This window comes from Mameliella sp. LZ-28 (assembly GCF_012274245.1).
Taxonomy (GTDB): domain Bacteria; phylum Pseudomonadota; class Alphaproteobacteria; order Rhodobacterales; family Rhodobacteraceae; genus Antarctobacter; species Antarctobacter albus.
The window spans coordinates 249,106-270,968 of record NZ_JAANYX010000022.1; the positions used below are offsets into that span (position 1 = coordinate 249,106).

A 21,863-nucleotide genomic window follows, 5' to 3' on the forward strand; every position below is an offset into this window, starting at 1 on the left:
TCCCGGCCTGGTCGAAAATCAGGGGCCGGACGTCAGGAACGCCCGGCCCTGTGTGACCGATGGCTCAGTAGCCCAGGTCTTTCTTCTGCTCGTAGATCGCCTGGTTGTCGTCGGCGGCAGTGAACAGCTTGGACTCCGTCTGGATCCACTTCGGCGGCGTGGTTCCGTCAGCCAGGTAGGCCTCGAGCGCGTCCAGTGCGGGGCCAGCCATGTTCGGCGTCAGCTCGATCGTGGCGTTCATGTCGCCGTTGGCAATGGCCAGGTGCGCGTCCGGAACCGCGTCGATGGCGACGATCAGGATGTCGTCACCCGGGTTCAGGCCCGCGTCCTTGATCGCCTGGATCGCGCCGACGGCCATGTCGTCGTTATGGGCATACAGCGCGCAGATGTTCTCGCCGCCCTCGGCCTTGAGAAAGCTTTCCATCACGACCTTGCCCTTGGACCGGGTGAAATCGCCGGTCTGCGAGCGCACGATTTCCAGGTTGTCGTGTCCGGCGATGGCCTCTTCAAAGCCGGTCTTGCGATCGATGGCGGGCGACGACCCGGTGGTGCCCTGCAGCTCGACGATGCGGCAGTCGGCGCCTGCCATCTCGTCGACCAGCCATTGACCGGCAACGCGGCCTTCGTGCACCAGGTCAGAGGTCACGGCGGTCAGGTAAAGGTCGTCGGGTGCGTCAACCGTGCGGTCCAGCAGGACGACGGGAATATCCGCGTCCTTGGCCTCTTCCAGCACTTCGTCCCAGCCGGTGGCGACCACGGGGGCCAGCAGGATCGCGTCGACGCCTTGGGCGACAAAGCTGCGGATCGCCTTGATCTGGTTTTCCTGCTTCTGCTGGGCGTCCGCGAATTTCAGGTTGATGCCTCGGTCCGCGGCCTCCTGCTTGGTCACGGTTGTTTCCGCGGCGCGCCAGCCGGATTCCGAGCCGATCTGCGAAAAGCCAATGGTAAGATCAGCGGCGAATGCGGTGACCGGCGCAAAGGCGATCGCCCCCGCAAGAAGGGTCTGTCTGAGTTTCATGATGTCCTCCCATTCTGTGCGGTCCATGACCGCCACGAGATTATTAAGTATTATTTTATCATTTTTGTAAACCGGCTTTGGTTTGGCTCCTGTCGCGGCCCTGAACAGGCTGGTTTCTGGCCCTGTGGCAGGCATTTGGCGGTGCTGGCCGTCAGTGATCCGGACTGTCCAGAAGGCTCAAGAATGATTTGAGCACAGGCTGATCATGGCCGTCTTTCCAGATCATGCAGACCTCGATTCGGGGCGGGGTCCCCTCCAGATTCAGGTAATGCGCGCCCTTGCGGGACATCTCGGTCATCGAGCGCGGGACGAGGGAAACCCCCAATCCGGCGGCAACAAGACCGATGATGGTCTGCATCTGGATCGCTTCCTGGTGAATCCGCAGCGCTCTCCCGTGTGCGGCGTAGTGATCTGCCACCGCGTCGTAATAGGCGGGTGCCACATGGCGGGGAAAGAAGATCAGCGGTGCATCGGCGATCCGGTCGAAGCTGATGGAACCGGCGGCAATCGCGTCCGGTGGCGCCCAGCGGTCCGGGACCACGGCAACCAGAGGTTCGCTAGGCAGGGGGTGATGGGACAGCGAGGGCCGGAAGGCCTCGCCGGGCCGGATGATGATGCCCGCGTCGATGTCGCCGTGTGCCAGCGCCTCGAACTGCATGTCGCTGGTGGCCTCGCGCAGGTCGACCCGAACGTCGGGAAAGGCATCGCGAAAGCGGCGCACCAGGTTCGGCAGCAGGCCGTAGCTGGCGATGCTGACAAAGGCGAGCCGCAGCTCTCCCAATTCTCCCCGTGCGGCACGCCGGGCAATGGCCGGCAGCCGCTCTGCCTCTGCCAGGACCTGGCGCGCATGGCCCAGCCAGATCGTCCCGGCAGGGGTTAGGGTCACGCTCTTGCGCGTGCGGTTGAACAGCTGAACGCCCAGGGACTCCTCAAGCGCGCGTATCGACATGCTGAGTGGCGGTTGTGTCATGTTGAGCCGTTGCGCGGCCCGTCCAAAGTGCAATTCCTCGGCGACCGCGATGAATTGCCTGATTTGCCGAAGGTCCATTCCACCACCCTTCTGATATGCTGTGTGAATTAGTTGGCCATTTTCTATATATTTTACAGAAATCTTAATCTTGCCTAGCCTGCCGGGGCCAGCGTGACTGAGACGTGACGTGACTGGTGAATGTGGAAAGTGAGGAGGTTTTCATGCAGGGCGTCGTCACGAGAACAGAGGGCAACCCCACGGCCGGGATCGTGCTGATGTGCGTGGGCGTCGCAAGTCTCAGCGCCAATGACGCGCTCGCCAAGTTCCTGGTTTCGGACTATTCGCCCCTGCAAATCCTGTTCCTGCGCAACGTGATCGCCTTGCCCTTTGCCATTCTGCTGACCCTGAAGATGGGGGGCGCAGGGGCCTTGCGTTCGAGGCGGCCGGCGGCGCATTTGGTGCGGGGCGTGCTCTGGATTGGCGCGACACTCCTGTTCTTCACCAGTTTCATCTATCTCGACCTGGCAGAGGCCACGGCGCTGATCTTTGTCGCGCCCCTGTTCATCACCGCCATCTCGGCGGCCTTCCTGAAAGAGCGGGTCGGGCCCAGGCGCTGGTTGGCGGTCTGCGTCGGGTTTGTCGGGGTGCTGATCGTTATCCGCCCCGGGGCCTCGGCGTTTCAACCTGCATCCATGTTGCCCGTGCTGACTGCCTTTCTCTATGCCTTGCTGATGCTCAGCGCGCGTTGGGTCGATGCAAGGGAAAGCGTCTGGACAATGCTGCTGTACCTGACCGGGGCCAGCGCCTTTCTGAGCGCTTTCATCGTGCCCTTTGTCTGGGTGCCGGTTCAGCCGGGCGACCTGTGGTACTTTGCGGCGATTGCCCTGTTTGGCACGGCGGGCATGACGATGATGACACAGGCCTTTCGCCTGGCCCCGGCCGCGATTGTCGCCCCGATGGACTACACCGCGATTGTCTGGGCCACCGCCTTTGGCTGGCTGATCTGGGCCGAGGTGCCTGACCGCGCAGCGTTCTACGGTGCGGGCGTGATCATCGCCAGCGGCCTCTATGTGATCTGGCGCGAACGCAGGGTCGACCTATCGCAGGGGTGACGCGGCGCCTCAGTCCTCTGGTCCGATCCCGAAATACAGCAGGTACTTGTCGATGGATTGCGCAATCACGGTTTCCGGATCGTCGGGGCCGGGCATGCCGTAGATATGCGTGCGGATGCCGATGTAGACGATCCCACCGTGCAGGTTCCAGATGTCTTCCATCGTTGGCCGGGTGTCACCTTGTGCCAGGGCCTCTGTTTCGGCCAGCACGGGGCGGAGAATCACATCGCCGAGGTGCATCAGGTAGCGGCGGTTCAGAACTGCGCCCGCCAGGCCCGAGGACATGAAGATCCGCATCCAGTCCCGCTCGAAGATCAGCCCGCTGTACTCGGTGTAGAAGGCCAGCAGCCGGGCACGCAGGGGGACGGTGCGATCTGTCAGCCGGTCGGGCCAATCCGGGGACAGACGATCCAGGTAGACCTTTTCATAGACCGCTTCCAGCAGCTCGTCCTTGGTCGCGAAGTAGTTGAAAAGAAGGGATTGCGTGACGCCCAGCCGCTTGGCCAACTGGCGCGTGTTCCCCTCCAGCCCGACCTCCGCAAAGAAGCGCACAGCCTCGTTCACGATCTGCGCGCGGCGCTCTTTCGGGGGCAGGCGCCGGCGCGCCGTTCCTGCCTCGGATTCTGCGTTTTCGCTGTCCAACCGACCGTCCATCGTTTTGCCTCTGTGACCCCGTTTAGCAGTTTTTACTTGAACTGTTCATCTTTTTATAGATCATACGATCAACAAAAGTGAGCAACTGCTCAATTGCGTCAGGGAGAGGCGCAAGGACCAGATGGGAGGAGATCGCCATGAAGGCATCGGCGGGCGGATATGCCCGGGCCAGGGACGTGCGGCACGCGCTTGACCTGCTGGCCGCGTCGGACGGCATGGGCCGGATCCTGGCGGGCGGACAAAGCCTGGTGGCCGCGATGAACATGCGCCTGTCCGAGGGGGACATGCTGGTCGATATCTCGCGCATAGACGGGCTGGCCGGCGTCACCGACGAAGGCGCTGTGCTGCGCATCGGTGCCCTGACGCGCCATGCGGATGTCGGGGCCGATCCGCTGGTCCGGGCGCATGCTCCCCTGTTGTCCGCCGCTGTCGATCACATCGCCCATGCGGCCATCCGCAACCGGGGCACCATCGGCGGGGCCTTGGCCCACGCCGATCCCGCGGCCGAGTTCCCCGCCTGCATCCTTGCGCTGGGCGCCACGCTGCACGCCGAAGGCCCGGAGGGAACGCGCGAGATCGCGGCAGAGGACTTTTTCCAGGACGTGTTCACGACGGCCCTGGCAGAGGACGAGATCCTGACCGCCGTCACCATCCCCAAGGCGGAAACGGGCGAGGTGCAGGTTCTCGAAGAGGTCGCGCGCCGGTCCGGCGATTATGCGCTGGCGGGAATGTGCCTGGTCAAACGGTCAGCGGGGCACCGGTTGGCAGTGTTTTCCGTCGGGCCGACGCCCCTGCTGGCAACGGATGCGATGACGGCTTTGGACGCGGGCGACATGGATGGGGCCGTAGCGGCCCTCAAGGATGCACTCGACCCGCCATCGGACACGCAGGCCAGCGCGGCTTATCGCAAACATCTTGCCGGGGTTCTGCTGAGCAGGGCCGTGGCCCGGATCGGAGAGCAACAGGCATGACAAAAGTCTTTTCGGACAAGGTGGACATTGCACTGACCGTGAACGGAGAGCCGGTCGAGGGCCGCGTTCCTGCAGGCCAGCACCTGGTGGACTTCCTGCGGCAGACCCTGGGCCTGACCGGGGCGCATGCCTCTTGCGAACATGGCGTTTGTGGCGCCTGCACCCTGCGTGTCGACGGCCAGGCCGTGCGCGGCTGCCTGATGCTGGCCGCCCAGGCCGACGGGGCAGAGGTCTGGACGGTCGAGGGGCTGACCGAACAGGGCAGTAGCCGCGACCTGCAACAGGCTTTTGTGGCACGCAACGCCCTGCAATGCGGGTTCTGCACCCCGGGCATGATCGTCGCTGCAGAGGATCTGCTGGCGCGGGGCGGCGTGCCCACGCGCGCCGAAATCCGCGAGCATCTGTCGGGCAATTACTGCCGCTGCACCGGCTACGAGGCCATCGTGGACGCGGTCGAGGGTGTGGCGCAGGCGCGCGCCGGAAAGGGGGCGACATGACCATCGCATTCGGAAATCCTGACCGGCCCAATTCCTACATCGGCAAGACGGTGCCGCGTCCCAACGCGGAGAAACTGGTGCAGGGGCGTGGGCGCTATGTCGACGACATCACCCTGCCGCGCATGGTGCATGTGGCCTTTGTCCGCGCGCCGCTGGCCCATGCCCGGATCATCGGCATCGACGCCGTGGCGGCCAAGGCGGTCAAGGGCGTGCTGCGGGTCTTTACCGGCGCCGACCTGGCCGAGGTTTGCACCCCCTGGGTGGGCGTGCTGGCGCATCTCAAGGGGCTGAAATCCCCACCGCAGCACGCGTTGGCCGTCGACCGCGCCTGCTGGGTCGGAGAGCCGGTGGTGGCCGTCGTTGCCACGACACGCGCCGCGGCCGAAGAGGCCGCAACGCTGGTCGAGGTCGACTATGATCCGCTGCCGGCGGTGACCGACACGATGACGGCGCTGGATGCGGATACGCCGGTGATCCACCCCGACCTGGGCGACAACCTCGCCTTTCGCCGTCTGCACGAAGAGGGCGACGTGGACGCCGCGCTGGCCAATGCGCACAAGGTCGTCTCTGCCCGGTTCCGCACCGCGCGTCATACCGGTGTCACGCTGGAGCCTCGGTCGATCCTTGTCGACTGGAACCCGGCCGAAGGGCAGATGACCGCGTACCATGCCACGCAGGCGCCGCACATGATGCAGACGGTGCTGGCCACGCATCTCGACATTCCCGAAAGCCGCGTGCGCGTGATCTGCGGTGACGTGGGGGGCTCCTACGGGATCAAGGTGCACGTCTACCCCGACGAGGTGGCAACCGCCGCGATTTCACGGGTCATGGCGCGCCCGGTCAAGTTCGTCGCCGACCGGCTGGAGAGTTTCACTTCTGACATCCATGCCCGCGACCACGAGATCGAGGCCAAGATTGCCGTGGCCGAGGATGGCAAGATCCTGGCCATTGACGTGGACGACTGGACCGGCATCGGCCCCTATTCGGTCTATCCGCGGACCTCGGCCATCGAGGGCAACCAGGTGGTGAACCTCTGCGGCGGACCCTACGATTTCGCGAACTACCGCGCGCAGACCACGGTCGTCTTTCAGAACAAGGCGCCGACCTGCCAGTATCGCGCCGTGGGCCATCCCATCGCCGTGGCGATCACCGAGGGGCTGGTGGACATGGCTGCGGCCGCCATCGGCATGGACCCGGTCGAGATCCGGCGCCGCAACATGTATGCCGACGACGCCTACCCGGTCGCGTCGCCCGCCAAAATGCGGTTCGAGGGGCTGTCGCACCACGCTTCGATGAACAAGCTCATGGAGATGATCGACTATGACGCGCTGCGTGCCGACCAGGAAGAGGCGCGCAAGCAGGGCAAGCATCGCGGCATCGGGATCGCCAGTTTCATCGAACTGACCAACCCGTCGCCCTTCATGTACGGCATCGGCGGGGCGCGGATCTCGGCCCAGGATGGCTGCACCGTTCGGATGGACCCGGACGGCTCGGTCGTGGCGCTGTCCGGCGTGACGGAACAGGGCCAGGGCACCGAGGCGATGCTGAGCCAGGTTGTGGCCGAAGGTGTTGGCGTGACCCCGGACAAGGTGCGCATCATCACCGGCGACACGCAGGTGACACCCTATGGTGGGGGCACCTGGGCTTCGCGCGGGGCGGGAATTGGCGGCGAGGCGGCGCTGCAGGCGGCGCGCGCATTGCGCGGCTCGATCCTCGAGGTGGCGGCGTCCATGCTGCAGGCCGATGCGGCCAAGCTAGACATTCGTGCGGGCCAGGTGGTCGATGCCGACAGCGGCGAAGAGCGCATGCCGCTCGAGGAACTGGGCCGCATCGTCTATTTCCGGGGCGACACCCTGCCCAAGGATCTGCCCCGCGAACTGGTGCAGACCCGGCACTTCATCACGATGGACTATCCCTTTGCCTTCACCAACGGTGTGCAGGCCAGCTATCTGGAGGTGGACACAGACACCGGCGTCGTGACCCTGTTGAAACACTGGTGTGTCGAGGATTGCGGGCGCGTCATCAACCCGCAGCTTGTGGATGAACAGATCCGGGGCGGCATCGTCCAGGGGTTGGGCGGCGCGCTCTACGAGGAGATCCACTATGACGAGGACGGCCAGCTGCTGAACGGGTCGATGGCGGATTACCTTGTGCCGATGGCGGGCGAAATGCCGGACATGCAGATCGGCCATGTCGAGACGCCCACCGGCGAAAGCGAACTGGGCGCGAAAGGGGCCGGAGAGGCCGGCACCGCCGGCGCCCCCGCGGCCGTCATGAATGCCATCAACGATGCCCTGCGTCCGCTTGGCGCGCAGGTGACGGAAATGCCCTTCACGCCGGAACGCATCCTGCGTGCCCTGGGCAAGATCGACGACTGAACCAGCAGGCGCGGGAGGCGCCTCGACCAAGGGAGGAAACACATGAAGATCACCGCAATGGCAGCCGCCACCGCGATCCTGATGGGCGGCACGGCCTATGCCCAGCAGACGATCACCGTCAACATCGGCTCGTCGCATCCGGAGGCCAACATCTGGGTCTACGCGATGAAGAACACCTTTCAGCCGGAAGTGAACCGCATCCTGGCCGAGGGAGGCAACGAATACACCGTGAACTGGGTCGAGAGCTACGCGGGCACGCTCTACAAGTTCACCGACACGCGCGAGGCCGTCATGGACGGCATCGTCGACGTGGGCATGGTGGGCACGGTCTGGGAAGGGGCCAACATGCCCCTGCAGAACGTGACCTATTTCACCCCCTTCGCCACCGAAGATCACCGCATGATCATCGAGATCTTCGATGACCTGTCCGAGAACCTGCCCGAACTGAAAGACAGCTGGGCGCAGAACGGCATGGTGCACCTGTCGTCGCTGATCACCGACAGCTACGACATCTATGCCACCTTCCCGGTCTCCTCGATGGATGACCTGCAAAACCGCAAACTGAACGCGCCGGGCACCTCGGCCAACTGGCTGCGCGAAACCGGGGCAACGCCGGTCGATGGCGCGTTGACCACCTATTACACCAACATCCAGACCGGCGTGACCGAGGGCACCCTGTCCTTTGCCTCGGGCATCCTGCCGACCCGCGTCTACGAGGTGGCCCCGGAACTGACCCGCGTCGGCATCGGCTCGATGTATTTCGGCGGGATCGCGGCCAACAAGGACTTCTTCGAAGGGCTGCCCGCCCCGGTGCAAGAGGCCTTCCGCGAGGCGGCCCAGGCGACCTCGATCGCGCATGGCGACTATGTCGCCGACCTGGCCGCGCGCGCGCTTGACGAGATGCAGGAAGCCGGGCTGACCATCCACCAGTTGCCCGATGCAGAAAAGGCCAAGTGGGTCGAGGGCCTGCCGAACATCATCGAACCCTGGCTGGAACAGACCGGCGAGGCGGGCAAGACCGTCCTCAAGGCCTATTTCGCGGCCCTGCGCGAACGCGGGGCAACACCGCTGCGGGACTGGGACGAAGGTCTCTGATCGGAACGTGACAGCACGGCACCCGCCCGGCAATCTGATGCCGGGCGGGTGCGCTTTTGAAGGCAGGATCGGGGCATGAGCGAAGACAACACGGCCGAGTTCGACGACGGGTTTGTCCCGTCCTTTTCCGAGGCGCCGCTGGGCGCAGCGTTGGGCGCGGTCGCGGCGGCCATGTCCGCAGTCGGCACGGCGGCCATTGGCGCACTAATGCTGCTGATCGTGGCCGATGTCATCGGGCGCAACTTCATGAACATGCCGATCACCGGCGTGGCCGAGATCGCAGCGCGGTCCGTGGTAGCCATCGTCTTTCTGCAGGTGCCCGCCGCGATCCTGCAAAAGCGCCTGACACGGGCCGATTTCCTGGTGCGTCGGATCGAACGCGCCTCGCCGTCGGCAGTGTCCGTGCTCGAGGCGGTCTTTTGCATTGCCGGGGCGGTGGTCTTTGCGCTGGTGCTCTGGGCCTCCTGGCCAAAATTCATCCAGAGCTGGCACAGCGCCGAGTTCTTTGGCGTCCAGGGCGTCTGGACCATCCCCACATGGCCTTTCCGCGCGATCACCGTGCTGGGGGCCTTCACCGCCGTCCTGGCCGCGCTTTATCGGGCGGTTGTCGAATTGCGCAGCATGGGGGCCACGAAATGACCACGCTTGCTTTCGGTTTCGTCCTGATCGGCGTTCTTGTCCTGCTGGTTCTGATGGGAATGCAGATCGCCTATGCGCTGTTCGGCGTCGCCTTTGTCGGGATCTGGCTGATCCGTGACAACATCGGCCTGGCCTTCCGGATGCTGGAGCTGACGGCCTATTCCGGCATCGCCGATTACCTCTTTGCCACGATCCCGCTTTTTGTCCTGATGGGCTTGCTGGTCAGCGTGTCCAACGTCGGGCGCGACACCTTCGAGGTGGCCGAGGAACTGCTTCGGCGCATGGTCTGCGGCCTGGGCGTCGCCACCGTGGCCGCCAACACGATCTTTGCCGCCGTGACCGGCGTGTCCATCGCCTCGGCGGCGGTCTTTACCCGGGTCGCGGTGCCCGAGATGACGCGCCACGGTTATCGCCCGGCCTTTTCGGCGGGCACCGTTGCGGGGTCCTCGGTCCTGGGCATGCTGATCCCGCCCAGCCTGCTGCTGATCATCTACGGCGTGCTGGCCGAGGTGTCCATCGGTGGCATGTTCATCGCGGGCATCATCCCGGGGCTGATGCTGGCGGGCGGGTTCGTGGCCATGCTGATTGGCATCACCATGCTGTTCCCGCGCTTTGTCCTGGAGGATCCCGACAGCGTCCGGGCGCGGCGGCTGGACAGCGAGTTCAAGCCGATGCCGCTGGACCGGATGCTGCTCAAGCTGATCCCCATCGTCCTTCTGGTGATCCTTGTCCTGGGCGGGCTGTATACCGGATATTTCACCCCGACCGAGGCCGGCGGCGTCGGGGCCTTCGGGGCGCTGGTGGTGGCCCTGTCGCGGCGCAGCCTGGACCGGCACAAGCTGTGGCAGGTGATGAAGCAGACCGGGGTGATCTCGGTCTCGATCCTGCTGCTCCTGATTGCGGCCTCTTTCTATTCGCGGATGCTGGCCATTGCGGGCCTGCCCAACGCGATTGCCGGACTGGTCACCGAGTCCGGGTTCGGACCGATGGGGTTCCTGTTCTTCTATGCCCTGATCATCCTGCTGATGGGCATGATCCTCGACAGTACCTCCATCCTGCTGATCATGGTGCCGATCGCGGCGCCCATCGCGCAGGGCCTGGGGATCGACCTGATGCATTTCGGGATCGTGACGGTCATCGCGGTCGAGATCGGCCTGCTGACGCCCCCGTTCGGCATATCGGTCTTTACCGTGCACAACACGCTGAACAATCCGGCGGTCTCGGTCGAACAGATTTTCGGCGCCACGCTGCCATTCATCGCGGTGATGCTGCTGGTGCTGGTGATCGTGGCATTCTTTCCGGCGACCGTGACCCTGTTCCTCTAGGCATCACGCGCCGGGTTCGCCCACCTTGGCGGCCCAGCGTTCCAGGATGTCGGCGGCGTCCTCTGCCGAATGCTGGGCGCTGACCATGCTGCGCGCCGGCGCGGGCAGGCCGCATTGCGCCAGCATGTGGTCCACGTCGATGGGAAAACGGGCGCTTTCCGGCAGCTGACCCAGCGCCTGCCCGGCCTGCGCCATGTCGGCGGCATAGTACAGCTCGCTCACCCCGGCAATCAGCATGGCGGCCACGCACAGGGGGCAGGGCTCGCAACTGGTATAAAGCGCGGTTCCGCGCAGATCGACGGTGCCAAGGTTGCGGGCGGCATCGCGGATGGCCTCCGTCTCTCCGTGGCTCGTCGGATCGTGGTTCATCACCGACCGGTTGATGCCTTCGCCAACGATCTTGCCGTCCTTGACCACCACGGCGCCGAACGGTTCGGTTCCGGGGGTCGTCAGGGCCTCGGCGGAAATCTCCAGCGCGCGGCGCATGAATGCGGGATCATACATCGGTTTTTCCTTCTGCGGCTGCAAAGCAGGCGACCCGTCGGTCGTGAACGTCTGGGGTGCGTTTCGGAAGCTCGCGCTTGCATCGGTCAAAGGCCAGCGGACAGCGCGGATGGAAGGTGCAGCCCGATGGCGGCGACACGGGCGAGGGAACCTCTCCGCCCATCGGCGCCCGGTCGCGTTTCGGGGCCTCCAGATCCGGGATCGTGTCCAGCAGCATCCGCGTGTAGGGGTGCAGCGGGTTCGCGAAGAGGTCCGCGGTCGGCTGGATTTCGACGATCCGGCCCAGGTACATGACGGCAATCACATCGGCCATGTGCCGCACCACGCTGAGATCGTGGCTGATGAAGAGATAGGTCAGGCCCATCTCGCGCTGCAGACGTTTCATCAGGTTCAGCACCTGCGCCTGGACGGACACGTCCAGCGCGGATGTCGGTTCGTCGCAGACCAGGAACTCGGGCTCTCCCGCCAGCGCCCTGGCGATCGAGATACGCTGCCTCTGGCCGCCCGAAAACTCATGCGGGTACTTGGCGGCATCGGCGGGCGACAGGCCGACGGTCTTCAGCAATTCTCCCACCCGGGCCTCTGCCTGCGCATCGGTGGTTTCGGGAAACAGGGTGCGCAGGGGTTCGGCCACGATCCGTCCCACGCGCCAGCGCGGATTGAGAGAGGCAAAGGGATCCTGAAAGATCATCTGCATCTTGGTCGGATCGCCGTTGAAGCGGATCTTGCCGTCCGAGGGGGCATGCAGCCCGGTGACCAGCTTGGCGATGGTGGACTTGCCACAGCCACTTTCGCCAACCAGCGCCAATGTCTGACCGGGCAGGATGTCGAAATCCACACCGTCGACAGCGCGCAGGGTGCGGCGCGGCTTGCGTTCCAGCAGCCGGTTCAGCCAGGGGGCAGAGACGTCGAAACGCCGTTCCAGCGCGTCGACTTCGAGAATGGGGCGGATCATGCGGTTGCTCCTTCAAGGGCCAGCCAGCAGGCAGCGCCTTCTCCGTGGATGCGCGGGATGTCCCGGCTGCATTTCGGTCCCGCCTGTGCGCAGCGCGGGTTGAAGGCGCAGCCCGAGGGAATGCTGTTCAGGCGCGGCATGGCGCCAGGGATCATCTGAAGCTCGCTCTCGTCCCGGCGCAGCGAGGGGATCGAGCCCATCAGCCCGACGGTGTAGGGGTGTTGCGGTCGGCGGACCACGTCCTCGACCGTGCCCAGTTCGGCCAGGCGCCCGGCATACATCACCGCCACGCGGTCGGCGGTTTCGGCGATGACGCCCATGTCATGCGTCACCAGCATGACCGCCGTGCCGCGTTCACGGCAGAGCCGTTTCAAAAGGGCCGTGATCTGCGCCTGGATCGACACGTCAAGCGCGGTTGTCGGCTCGTCCGCGATGATCAGTTCCGGTTCCGCACACAGGGCCAGGGCGATGACGATGCGCTGGCGCATTCCGCCGGAAAACTGGTGCGGGTAGTTGTCGATGCGTTCCTCGACGGCGGGAATGCCGACCTCTTGCATCAGTTCGATGGCGCGCCTGCGGGCCTGCGCGCGGGTCATCGGCGTATGCAGGCGGATCGTCTCGACGAGCTGGTCGCCGACCTTGAACAAGGGGTTGAGCGATGTCAGCGGGTCCTGGAAGATTGCCCCGATCCGGCGCCCGCGCACGGCCTGAAGCTGTTGTTCGGTCAGGGTGTCGATCCGGTCGCCCGACAACAGGATCTTGCCGGCAGCGATCCGGCCCGGCGGTTCCAGCAGGCCCAGGATGGCCATGCCGGTCATCGACTTGCCCGCGCCGGATTCTCCGACGACGCCCAGGATTTCGCCTCTGCCGATGGTCAGCGAGATATCGTCGACCGCGGTCAGCGTGCCGCGCCGGGTCGGGAATTCGACGCGCAGGCCCTGCACGTCCAGAACGGGTTGGGTCATCGTGCCCTCCGGTAGCTGGGGGTGAAAATCTCGGTCACGGGCGGGTGGTCCACCGTGCGGTCGGGGTACTTGGCGATCAGGCCGTCGAACTGTGCCTGCGCGCGCGCGGTTTCCGAAACCGCGTCGAACCCGGGGATCTCTCCGTCGGCCATGACCTGGCGCCCGTCGATCCAGACGTCCCGCACGTCCCTACCCGCGCTCGAGGTCATCAGGGTCTGGATCGGGTCCGGCGTCTGCAAGGTGCCGCGCAGGTCGATCACCGTGATGTCGGCGCAGGCGCCGGGGGCCAGGCGCCCCAGATCGTCCCGGCCAAGCGCCTGCGCGCCGCCAAGGGTTGCCGCGTCGAATAGTGCCTCGGATCGGATCGCGTCCATGCCCTTGGCCAACCGGGCGGTCATCATGCCCAGTTGCATGTTGAGGATCATGTCCGGCGGCCAGGTGTCGGTGCCCAGCCCGATGTTGATGCCCCTGCCGCGACATTCCGGAAAGGACCGCAGCAGGCCGCCATGTCGGGCGGCCACGAGCGGGCAATGCACCAGCGTCGCGCCATGTTCGGCCATCAGCGCAAAATCGCGTTCCGTCGCCTGAGTGCCGTGCGGCAGCAGCCAGTTCGGCCCAATGGCACCGATGCTATTCAGCCAGTCGATGGGCGTGGTGCCATGTTGTTCCTGCACCAACCTGATCTCGGTCGGGGATTGGCAGGAATGCAGGCGCACGGGGGCGCCCATTTCCGCGGCAATCGCATGGGTGCGTTGCAGCAGGCTTTCGGTGCAGGTCTCGATCCGGTCAGGGGCGAACATGGCGCGGATGCGCCCGCCCGCGATGCCGTCGATCCTCTGCGCATAGTCTGCCGCCTCGGCCAGATCCTGCAGGCCACGCGCCTCGTCATAGGTCGCGCGGATGGTGCCGGTCTCGTCGGTGACTTGCCCGCCGGTCCGGTAGGCCGGGCCAAGGTAGGCGCGCAGGCCCAGATCCTCGGCCGCGGCCGCGGCGGCATCGAATTCCGTAACCGTTTCCCCCCACGCGCGGTAGAACAGAGAGGCGATGGGCAGGGCTGTGGTGATCCCGTTGCGGATCAGCTGTGCAAAGGCAAAGCGTTTCTGGAAGGCCAGTTCCTCTGGCGAATACATCTCGTAGGGGCCGGCATCGACATAGCTTTGCGGCCAGACCCGCCCCTTTTTCCAGGCCGGGCCGTTGTCGTAGCCCAGGATCGTCGTGTCGAGATCGGACAGCGCGTCGAGGTCGATGAATCCGGGCGACAGGATCGCCTCGCCATAGTCGATGTGCGCATCTGCATCGCCGTCGAAGCTGGCGCCGACATGCAGGATGCGTGTGCCCTCGATCACGACACAGCCGTTCTCGAAGACAACATGTGCGCCGTCCCGATGCCCGACGACCCAGCGCGCGGAAAGACGGGTCCGGCTCACGGCGCAGCCACCACGCAGGCACCGTCCCGCGCCGTGACGGCCCCGGCCTTCAGCACCATCTTGCGGGGGGCACGCAGGGCGACGGCCTCGGCCAGTGTCTCACCCTCGACTAGGACCGCATCGGCGCGGTCGCCAATGCCCAGGCCATAGCCTTCGGTTTCCATGATCGCGGCGCCGCCAAAGGTGCAGATGTCCAGCGCAAGCTCGACCTCGTCATCCCGGCGCAGGTTGTTGCGCTGACCGATGAACATGGCGCGCTCCAGCATGTCCGCATTGCCGTAGGGGCCCCAGGTGTCGCGGATGCCGTCCGAGCCAGACCCGGTCAGGATGCCCGCCGCCTTCAGCTCCTTGACCGCCGGGACCGGGGCAGAGGCGGGAGCGGTGGTGATGATGTGGATGCGGTTTTCGGCCAGTTGCGCCTGCAGGTCGGCCACATAGGCGCGGTCCATCATGCCCAGGCAGAAGGCATGGCTGATCGTGACCTTGCCCTGCATCCCGTGTGCCTTGGTCCGGGCGATGATCTCTTCCATCGAGAAACCGCCCAGGGCATCGCGTTCGTGCAGGTGGATGTCGACCGGCTTGCCATGCTTTTCCGCGAGCATGAACACGGCGTCGAGATGCCCCTTGGGGTCACGCTCGATCCCGCAGGGGTCGATCCCGCCGACGATATCGGCCCCCAGGGCCAACGCCTGGTCCATCATCTCGACAGTGCCGGGACGCGGCATCATCGAGGATTGCGGAAAGGCGACGATCTCGATGTCGACGATGTCCTTCAGCTTGTCGCGGGTTTCCATGACGCCTTCGATGCCGGCCAGCCCGTGATGGGTGTCGACGTCGACATGGCTGCGGATCTGTGTCGTGCCGTGGCTGACCGACAGGATCGCCTGCCGTTCCGATTGCACCTGCGGGTCAAGCCCCAGCGAGACCTTCACCTCGCGCTCGTTGGTGATCTTGTCGATCAGGCGCGGGCCGACCTCGTTGCGATACCAGGGCATGCCCAGCAGGGACTTGTCCAGGTGGGTATGGGCCTCGACCAGGCCGGGGATCAGGATGCGTCCGCCGCAGTCGATGGTTTCGGCGCCGTCGGGGGCGGTTTCGACGAAAACGCCGTCGGCGATGTGCAGGTCCGTTGCGGGGCCACCCATCGGGCGGCAGTTCTTGAGGGTCTTCATGGGGTCATCTCAGTTTGGGGTTGAGGGCATCGCGCAGCCAGTCGCCGATCATGTTGACGGATAGCACGATCAGGCACAGCTGGACGGCGGGGAACACGACGATCCACCACAGGCCGGAAAACAGGTACTGGTTGCCGATCCGGATGAGCGTGCCGAGGCTGGGTTGATCCGGCGGCATTCCCACGCCGAGAAAGGACAGCGTTGCCTCCGACAGGATCGCCAGGCCAAAGTTCAGCGTGGCCGCGACCAGGATCGGGGTCAGGCAGTTGGGCAGGATGTGATGCAGCATGATCCGCCAGGGTTTCACCCGGATCAGCCGCGCGGCCTGCACGTATTCCTTCTTGCGCTCGACCATCGCGCTGGCGCGGACAGTCCGCGCGTACTGGACCCAGCTGGGCACGGCGATGGCAAGGATCAGGATCGGTGCGGCGAGCACGTCCTTCAGCCCCGTCGGCAAGGAGGCGGTGGCTACGGCGGTGATCAGGATGGCGATCAGGATGAAGGGCATCGACAACAGGACATCGCCCAGGCGCATGATCACGTTGTCGATCCAGCCGCCGAAATAGCCCGCGATCAACCCCAGGCTTAGCCCGACGGAGAGCGCCGCGATGACAGAGGCAAAGCCGATGATCAGCGAAATGCGCGAGCCGTAGAGGATCGCCGAGAGGATGTCGCGCCCTTGGGTGTCGGTGCCCAGGATGTAGGGCCATTGTCCCGCCTCGTTCCAGATCGGCGGGATCTCGGAGTTCCAGAGTTCCAGCGCGGCCAGGTCATAGGGGTCCTGCGGCGTGATCCAGGGGGCAAAGAGCGCCGTCAGTGCCACAAGTGCCAGCAGGCAGGCAGCGAAGACCGCGCTGGGGTGGGTGCGGAAGGAATACCACAGGTCGCTGTCGCGGATCGCCGCCAGGCGTGCCCGGCGGGCGGGCAGGGGGGGCGTGTCGCTCTTTGTGTCGGTCTCGGTGGTCATGGACAGGTCAGCCATTGGCCCCTCCGGCTTTGGCGGCGTCGTCGCGCAGGCGCGGGTCGACCCAGGCATAGGTCACGTCCACAACCGTGTTGAGGACGACGAAGATGAAGGAGACGAGCATCAGGTAGGCGGCCATCACCGGGATATCGACGAAGGTCACGGCCTGGATGAAGAGCAGGCCCATGCCCGGCCATTGAAAGACCGTCTCGGTGACAAGCGCGAAGGCGATCAGGTTGCCGATCTGCATGCCCGTCAGGGTGATGACCGGCATCAGGCAGTTGCGCAGCGCATGTACCCAGTTGACCCGCCCGACGGGCACGCCGCGCGCGCGGGCGAACTTGACGTAGTCCGTGCGCAGGGTTTCCAGCATCTCTGCCCGGACCAGGCGCATGACAAGGGTGATCTGGAAGGTCGACAATGAAATCGCCGGCAGCACCAGTGCGGCCCGGCCCGAAGGGGTCAACACCCCAGTAGACCACCATCCGATGTCCACTGTCTCTCCGCGTCCGAAGGCAGGCAGCCAGCCAAGAGAGACGGAAAAGGCCAGGATCAACATGATGCCCACCACGAAGGAGGGCAGGGAGACGCCCACGATGGACCCAAGCTGCAAGGCATTGGCCAGTGGCGAGTTACGGTGCACGGCGGTGATGACACCCAGAGGGATGCCCACGACGAGGGAAATGAAGGTGGCCACCAGCACCAGCTCGAAGGTTGCGGGAAACCGCTCTCCGATCAGAACCATCACGTCCTGCTGGTTGCGGTAGGAAATGCCGAAATCCCCCTGCACCGCATTGGTCACGAAGCGGGTGTATTGCGTGATGAACCCGTCGTTCAGGCCCAGGCGTTCACGCAGTTCCGCGCGGTCGGCCTGTGTCGCCTGTTCGTTGACCATCATCTCGACCGGGTCGCCGAAGAACCGGAAGATGGTGAAGGCCAGCAGGGCCACCGCCAGCATGACGAAGGCCGCGTTGGCGGTGCGCTTGATAAGGAAGGCGAGCATGGGAACTCCGGTCTGATGGGGGCTGCGGGGAGACCCCCGCAGCCGGTCCTGTCGGATCAGTCGTCGGTGGCGACGCGGGCGAACCAGAGCCGCGGCTTGTTGTCCGGGAACAGCGGCATCTCGGCCACTTCTTCGGTCACGGCCCAGGCCATCGGCTGCTGGTGCAGCGGGATCATGATCATCTCGTCCTTGACGATCCCCAGGGCCTCGGTTTCCAGCGACAGGCGCTTGTCGAGGTCCAGTTCCATACCGGCCTGCTGGATCAGGGCGTCAAGCTCGGGGTAGGACCAGCCGCCCCAGTTGAACACGCCGGAGTTGCCTTCCTTGGAGTGGAAGATCTGCAGCAGCGGCGAATAGGCGTCCAGCATCGGCAGGGTGGCCCAGCCCAGGGTGTAGATGTCGGTCTTGCCCTGGGTGCGCTTGGGAGTCTGCACCGCGCGCGGCGCCACGTCCAGCTTGGGCGCCAGCCCGATACGCGACCACATCGAGGCGATGGCCTGGCAGAATTGTTCCTCGTTCACCAGCCCGTCGGACAGGCAGTTGAACTCAAAGGTCAGCCCCTCGGGCACACCGGCCTCGGCCAGCAGTTTCTTCGAGGCGTCGGGATCGTATCCGGGAACCGTATCCAGTTCTTCGGCGTAGCCGGGGATCGGCGGCGCGACGGTTGCGCCTGCAATCCGGGATTTGCCGCGCATCACCCGCTGGTGGATCAGGTCGAGGTCGATGGCCTTGTAGAGCGCCTCGCGCACGGCCTTGTCCTTGAACGGGTTGGGTTCGCCCGTCGTCAGTGTGTCGCGGAAGGGGAAACCGATCATCACGGTGCGCAGGTCGACGCCTTCCAGCACGTTCACGTTCGGGGCCGCTTCGAGGCGCGGAAGATCCTGCACCGGCGCGTCATTGGTAAAGTTGATTTCGCCCGAAAGCAGGGCGGCGACGCGGGTCGCGGCCGAGGTCACCGGAGTCAGCTCGATCCGGTCGAGGTTGTGCTGGGGGTCGTCCCACCAGGCGGGATTGACGACGAACACCGTCTTGGCGTCCGGCTGGCGGCTTTCGACGATGAAAGGCCCGGTGCCGTTCGCGTTGTAGGTGGCAAAGCCCTCCTTGCCCGAGCCGATGTCCGTCGGCAGCAGAGAGTCGTTTGCCTCCATCCACTCCTTGTCGAAAATATGGATGTTCGTCAGGTCGTTGAGCAGCAGAGGATAGGTGCCGTTCAGGGTGATGTCGACGGTATGGGCATCCACCACGGCCGAAGACACATAGGCCGGCAGGTTGCCCTTGAGCGGCGAGGTCTCGTGGCTCACCCGCTCCAGCGAGGCGACGACGTCATCGGCGGTGAAGGGTGCACCGTCGTGAAAGGTCACGCCTTCGCGCAGCTTGAAGCGCCAAGTCACCTGGTCTTCGAGGATCTCCCAGCTTTCCGCCAGCGCAGGCTCGATCTTGAGGTCGGCATCATAGCGCACGAGGCCCTCGTAGACGTGGTTCAGCACGTTGATCGTAAAGCTGTCACCGTAGGAGTAAGGGTCAAGCGAGCCGATGTCGCGGTTGGCACCCCATTTCAGGACATTCTCGGCCTGCACACCGCCCGCGAGAGAGGCAAGTGCTGCAGAAGCAAGCAGGAGTTTTCTGATCGTCATATCGTCTGGTCCCTGTTGTTGGATTGTACTTGGGAATCGGTAGGATTGGATACGATGTGATCTTGATGCGGGATTGATTCCCACTTGGCAAGAAAATTGTATCCAATTGACGTCGATGTTTGGATACGTTATCAGGATTGCACAAAGAACAGACAAGAAGACGAGTCATGAGTGACCAGACCACCCTGACGGATGCCGTTCACACGCTTCTCAAGCGGGCGATCATCGAGCAGGCCCTGAAGCCAGGCATGCGCCTGCCCGAGGACACGGTGGGCGAACAGTTCGGTGTGTCGCGCACGATCGTGCGTCATGCGTTGGTGCGGTTGCAGAACGAAGGGCTGGTTGTCACGCGGCGCAATCGCGGGGCTTTTGTCGCTGAACCTTCGCTGGAAGAGGCCAAGCAGATATTCGAGGTGCGGCGCGCGCTGGAGCGCGAGGTGATTCGCATTCTGGTCGAGCGTCTGCCGGACAGTGGCTTCGACCAGCTCGAGGCGCATGTCCGCAGCGAGCAGAGCGTCAAGGGCAAGGACGGGCCGGTGTCGATTCGCCTTGCGGGTGAATTCCACACTTTGTTGGCGGAGCTGACCGGCAATGCGGTTCTGTCCCGCTACGTGTCAGAGGTCGTTCTGCGCTGTTCCCTGATCATGGCGATGTATGCCCGGACCCATTCGTCGGACTGTGCCGTCGATGAGCATTCCCAGATCATCGAGGCGATCCGGACGGGGGATGCGGACAGGGCGATGACGCTGATGGATCACCACCTTGGCGCGGTTGCCGGTCGGGCCGAGCTGGAAAAGAAACCGGACAGCGTCTCTTCGATCCTGTCTCACTATGGCAAGGAACTCGCCCAGTGACGGATAGGCGGATACACCACGCGCTGAACTTTGCAGAGCTCACCCCGCGCGAGGCCTACAAGGTCATGATCGGGACCATCGTGCCACGCCCCATCGCCTGGGTGACGACAATCTCCCCCGATGGGGTGGTGAATGCGGCGCCCTATTCCTTCTTCAACTGCCTGTCGGCCGATCCGCCGATCCTTGCGCTGGGCGTCGAGAACAAACCCGACCGCAGTTTCAAGGACACCGCCTTCAACATCCGCATGACCGAGTGTTTCACCGTCAACATCGTCGACCGCGCCAATGTCGAGGCAATGTCGGTGACGGCGGCGGGGTTTGCGCCCGAGGTGGATGAGCTGGAGATGGCGGGCCTGACGGCGGCAGCCGGCGAGATGGTCGCCTGTCCGCGGATCAAGGAAGCGCCCGTTGCCTTTGAATGCCGCCGCTACCTGGGGATCGAGATCAGTTCGGCGCGCGAGATCATTCTTGGCCAGATCGTCATGGCCCACGTCCGCGAGGACATCATCGACCTCGACACCTACTATTCGACCCATACCGCGCTGGATGCGCTGGGCCGCATGGGGGGCGACGGATATGCCGGGACGATGGATTATTTCGACCTTCCGACCCCCTCTGCCGCCGAGGTCCTGTCTGCACGCAAGGCGCGCCGGGCCTGATCAGGCTGATGCCGGACCTGTCGAGGCGCGCTCGACCAGCGTGGCCTCGATCCGTTCGGGCGGGGTGCCCGTCGCGTCAGCCTCGGCCTTCGGCGTACCCTGCATCATCGCCACGACCTGCTTGACGGCCGCGCGCCCCATTTCAAGGCGCGGCTGGTGGATGGTCGTCAGAGAGGGCACGAAACGGTCCGCGAAATCAATATCGTCAAAACCCACGACGGACACATCACCGGGCACGTCGCAGCCAAGGCGAATGCACTCGGACACAAAGCCGAGCGCGCATTCGTCCGAGGCGCAGAACACCCCGGTCGGGCGGTTGTCCAGCCCTGCCCACCGCCGGGCGGCCTCTGCCCCGGACTCGAGTGTGAAATCGCCGGGGAACACGGTTGCCTCGGCGCCATTTCGCGATGCGGCGTCCAGGAAACCCTGCCTGCGGGTGATCGCCAGCACGTTTTCCTCTGGCCCGTTGACGTGCAGGAGGCTGCGATGCCCCAGTCCGACCAGGTGATCGACGGCCAGCCCTGCGGCGGCGTGGTTGTCGATGCCCAGGCGCGGGGCGTCATAGGCGTCATTCCATTCGCTGAGCTGGATCAGGGGCAGGCGCCATCCATTCACCACCTCGGGATCAAGGCCGCCGTCCAGCAAAACGATCCCGTCGGCGCGCCCGTCATACCCGAGTGACAACAGCCGGTCGCGCCCGATGCGGCTGTCCGAGATCTGGACGGTCAGGCCGACCGAACTCGCCTCTTCCTGGACCGCTGCGAAGATGCGGCTGAAAAACGTGTTGGACAGGTTCGGGGCAAGGATCAGCAGGGACCGCGCGCGGCGCTGGCGCAGGTCGCGGGCGGCAGAGTTGATCCGGTAGCCGGTGGCCTTGACCGCCTCCATGACCTTCTTGCGCGTGGCCGGCCCGACGGAGTCCGGCGCGGACAGGGCCCGGCTGACGGTGGCCGTGGACACCCCTGCAAGCGTGGCCACGTCCTTGATCTTCACTCTTGTCCGGGCCGTCATCTTGTCTCCTGGATATTGCAGCTTGTTAATCGATTACATTTTTCATTGCAAACGCG

Annotated in this window: 21 protein-coding genes; 9 read left to right on the top strand and 12 right to left on the bottom strand. The window is 64.8% G+C overall.

Annotation, left to right across the window (positions count from 1 at the left end; genetic code table 11):
- Positions 1–64 precede the first annotated feature (64 nt).
- Both ytfQ and G9Q80_RS13705 read right to left on the bottom strand, forming a co-directional pair.
- Positions 65–1,018: a galactofuranose ABC transporter, galactofuranose-binding protein YtfQ gene (ytfQ, locus tag G9Q80_RS13700; protein ID WP_088714529.1), complete on the bottom strand. Its 954-nt coding sequence runs from the start codon at positions 1,016–1,018 to the stop codon at positions 65–67.
- 151 nt (positions 1,019–1,169) lie between these two features.
- Positions 1,170–2,066: a LysR family transcriptional regulator gene (locus G9Q80_RS13705; RefSeq protein ID WP_088714337.1), complete on the bottom strand. Its 897-nt coding sequence runs from the start codon at positions 2,064–2,066 to the stop codon at positions 1,170–1,172.
- Between the two features lie 143 nt (positions 2,067–2,209).
- Between G9Q80_RS13705 and G9Q80_RS13710 the strand changes: the two genes are divergently transcribed.
- Positions 2,210–3,100, top strand: a complete 891-nt coding sequence (locus tag G9Q80_RS13710; RefSeq protein WP_069211018.1) for a DMT family transporter — start codon at positions 2,210–2,212, stop codon at positions 3,098–3,100.
- Between the two features lie 9 nt (positions 3,101–3,109).
- On the opposite strand, the gene G9Q80_RS13715 is transcribed toward G9Q80_RS13710, so the two are convergent.
- Complete coding sequence (locus tag G9Q80_RS13715) at positions 3,110–3,754, bottom strand: TetR/AcrR family transcriptional regulator (protein ID WP_043136977.1); 645 nt, start codon at positions 3,752–3,754, stop codon at positions 3,110–3,112.
- Positions 3,755–3,891: 137 nt separating this feature from the next.
- On the opposite strand from G9Q80_RS13715, the gene G9Q80_RS13720 reads away from it, so the two are divergent.
- The 6 genes from G9Q80_RS13720 (at position 3,892) to G9Q80_RS13745 (ending at position 10,659) form a co-directional block, all read left to right on the top strand.
- Complete coding sequence (locus G9Q80_RS13720) at positions 3,892–4,725, top strand: FAD binding domain-containing protein (RefSeq protein ID WP_088714338.1); 834 nt, start codon at positions 3,892–3,894, stop codon at positions 4,723–4,725.
- The gene (locus tag G9Q80_RS13725) at positions 4,722–5,222 is read left to right on the top strand and encodes a (2Fe-2S)-binding protein (RefSeq protein ID WP_088714339.1); all 501 of its coding nucleotides are present in this window, start codon (positions 4,722–4,724) and stop codon (positions 5,220–5,222) included. Before G9Q80_RS13720 ends, G9Q80_RS13725 begins: the two co-directional genes overlap by 4 nt.
- A complete protein-coding gene (locus G9Q80_RS13730) occupies positions 5,219–7,600 on the top strand; it encodes a xanthine dehydrogenase family protein molybdopterin-binding subunit (RefSeq protein WP_088714340.1) in 2,382 nt (793 codons plus the stop codon). Before G9Q80_RS13725 ends, G9Q80_RS13730 begins: the two co-directional genes overlap by 4 nt.
- Positions 7,601–7,642: 42 nt before the next feature.
- Positions 7,643–8,695: a C4-dicarboxylate TRAP transporter substrate-binding protein gene (locus G9Q80_RS13735; protein ID WP_043136966.1), complete on the top strand. Its 1,053-nt coding sequence runs from the start codon at positions 7,643–7,645 to the stop codon at positions 8,693–8,695.
- 75 nt (positions 8,696–8,770) lie between these two features.
- Positions 8,771–9,334, top strand: a complete 564-nt coding sequence (locus tag G9Q80_RS13740) for a TRAP transporter small permease subunit (RefSeq protein WP_074622193.1) — start codon at positions 8,771–8,773, stop codon at positions 9,332–9,334.
- A complete protein-coding gene (locus G9Q80_RS13745; protein ID WP_088714341.1) occupies positions 9,331–10,659 on the top strand; it encodes a TRAP transporter large permease in 1,329 nt (442 codons plus the stop codon). The genes G9Q80_RS13740 and G9Q80_RS13745 overlap by 4 nt, the downstream gene beginning before the upstream one ends.
- Positions 10,660–10,662: 3 nt before the next feature.
- Here G9Q80_RS13745 and G9Q80_RS13750 read toward each other — a convergent pair whose 3' ends face one another.
- The 8 genes from G9Q80_RS13750 to G9Q80_RS13785 are packed head-to-tail and all read right to left on the bottom strand — an operon-like array spanning position 10,663 to position 19,283.
- Positions 10,663–11,163 carry a nucleoside deaminase gene (locus G9Q80_RS13750; RefSeq protein ID WP_074622194.1) on the bottom strand — a complete coding sequence of 167 codons (501 nt, stop codon included), beginning with the start codon at positions 11,161–11,163 and terminating at the stop codon, positions 10,663–10,665.
- Positions 11,156–12,118 carry an ABC transporter ATP-binding protein gene (locus G9Q80_RS13755; RefSeq protein WP_088714342.1) on the bottom strand — a complete coding sequence of 321 codons (963 nt, stop codon included), beginning with the start codon at positions 12,116–12,118 and terminating at the stop codon, positions 11,156–11,158. Before G9Q80_RS13755 ends, G9Q80_RS13750 begins: the two co-directional genes overlap by 8 nt.
- Positions 12,115–13,083, bottom strand: coding sequence for an ABC transporter ATP-binding protein (locus G9Q80_RS13760; RefSeq protein WP_088714343.1), 969 nt, complete (start codon positions 13,081–13,083; stop codon positions 12,115–12,117). Before G9Q80_RS13760 ends, G9Q80_RS13755 begins: the two co-directional genes overlap by 4 nt.
- Positions 13,080–14,510: an amidohydrolase family protein gene (locus G9Q80_RS13765; RefSeq protein ID WP_232788152.1), complete on the bottom strand. Its 1,431-nt coding sequence runs from the start codon at positions 14,508–14,510 to the stop codon at positions 13,080–13,082. Before G9Q80_RS13765 ends, G9Q80_RS13760 begins: the two co-directional genes overlap by 4 nt.
- Positions 14,507–15,682, bottom strand: a complete 1,176-nt coding sequence (locus G9Q80_RS13770; RefSeq protein ID WP_088714345.1) for an amidohydrolase family protein — start codon at positions 15,680–15,682, stop codon at positions 14,507–14,509. The genes G9Q80_RS13765 and G9Q80_RS13770 overlap by 4 nt, the downstream gene beginning before the upstream one ends.
- Positions 15,683–15,686: 4 nt before the next feature.
- Positions 15,687–16,664 (bottom strand): ABC transporter permease, encoded by a 978-nt coding sequence (locus G9Q80_RS13775; protein WP_232788153.1) that lies wholly within the window; start codon positions 16,662–16,664, stop codon positions 15,687–15,689.
- Complete coding sequence (locus G9Q80_RS13780) at positions 16,657–17,649, bottom strand: ABC transporter permease (protein ID WP_088714346.1); 993 nt, start codon at positions 17,647–17,649, stop codon at positions 16,657–16,659. The genes G9Q80_RS13775 and G9Q80_RS13780 overlap by 8 nt, the downstream gene beginning before the upstream one ends.
- A 56-nt stretch (positions 17,650–17,705) precedes the next feature.
- The gene (locus tag G9Q80_RS13785; RefSeq protein ID WP_088669359.1) at positions 17,706–19,283 is read right to left on the bottom strand and encodes an ABC transporter substrate-binding protein; all 1,578 of its coding nucleotides are present in this window, start codon (positions 19,281–19,283) and stop codon (positions 17,706–17,708) included.
- Between the two features lie 167 nt (positions 19,284–19,450).
- On the opposite strand from G9Q80_RS13785, the gene G9Q80_RS13790 reads away from it, so the two are divergent.
- Positions 19,451–20,137, top strand: coding sequence for a GntR family transcriptional regulator (locus tag G9Q80_RS13790; RefSeq protein ID WP_043136946.1), 687 nt, complete (start codon positions 19,451–19,453; stop codon positions 20,135–20,137).
- Entirely contained in the window at positions 20,134–20,796 is a 663-nt protein-coding gene (locus G9Q80_RS13795; protein WP_232786241.1) for a flavin reductase family protein, read from the top strand. The genes G9Q80_RS13790 and G9Q80_RS13795 overlap by 4 nt, the downstream gene beginning before the upstream one ends.
- Here G9Q80_RS13795 and G9Q80_RS13800 read toward each other — a convergent pair whose 3' ends face one another.
- Positions 20,797–21,807, bottom strand: a complete 1,011-nt coding sequence (locus tag G9Q80_RS13800) for a LacI family DNA-binding transcriptional regulator (protein ID WP_088714347.1) — start codon at positions 21,805–21,807, stop codon at positions 20,797–20,799.
- Positions 21,808–21,863 lie beyond the last annotated feature (56 nt).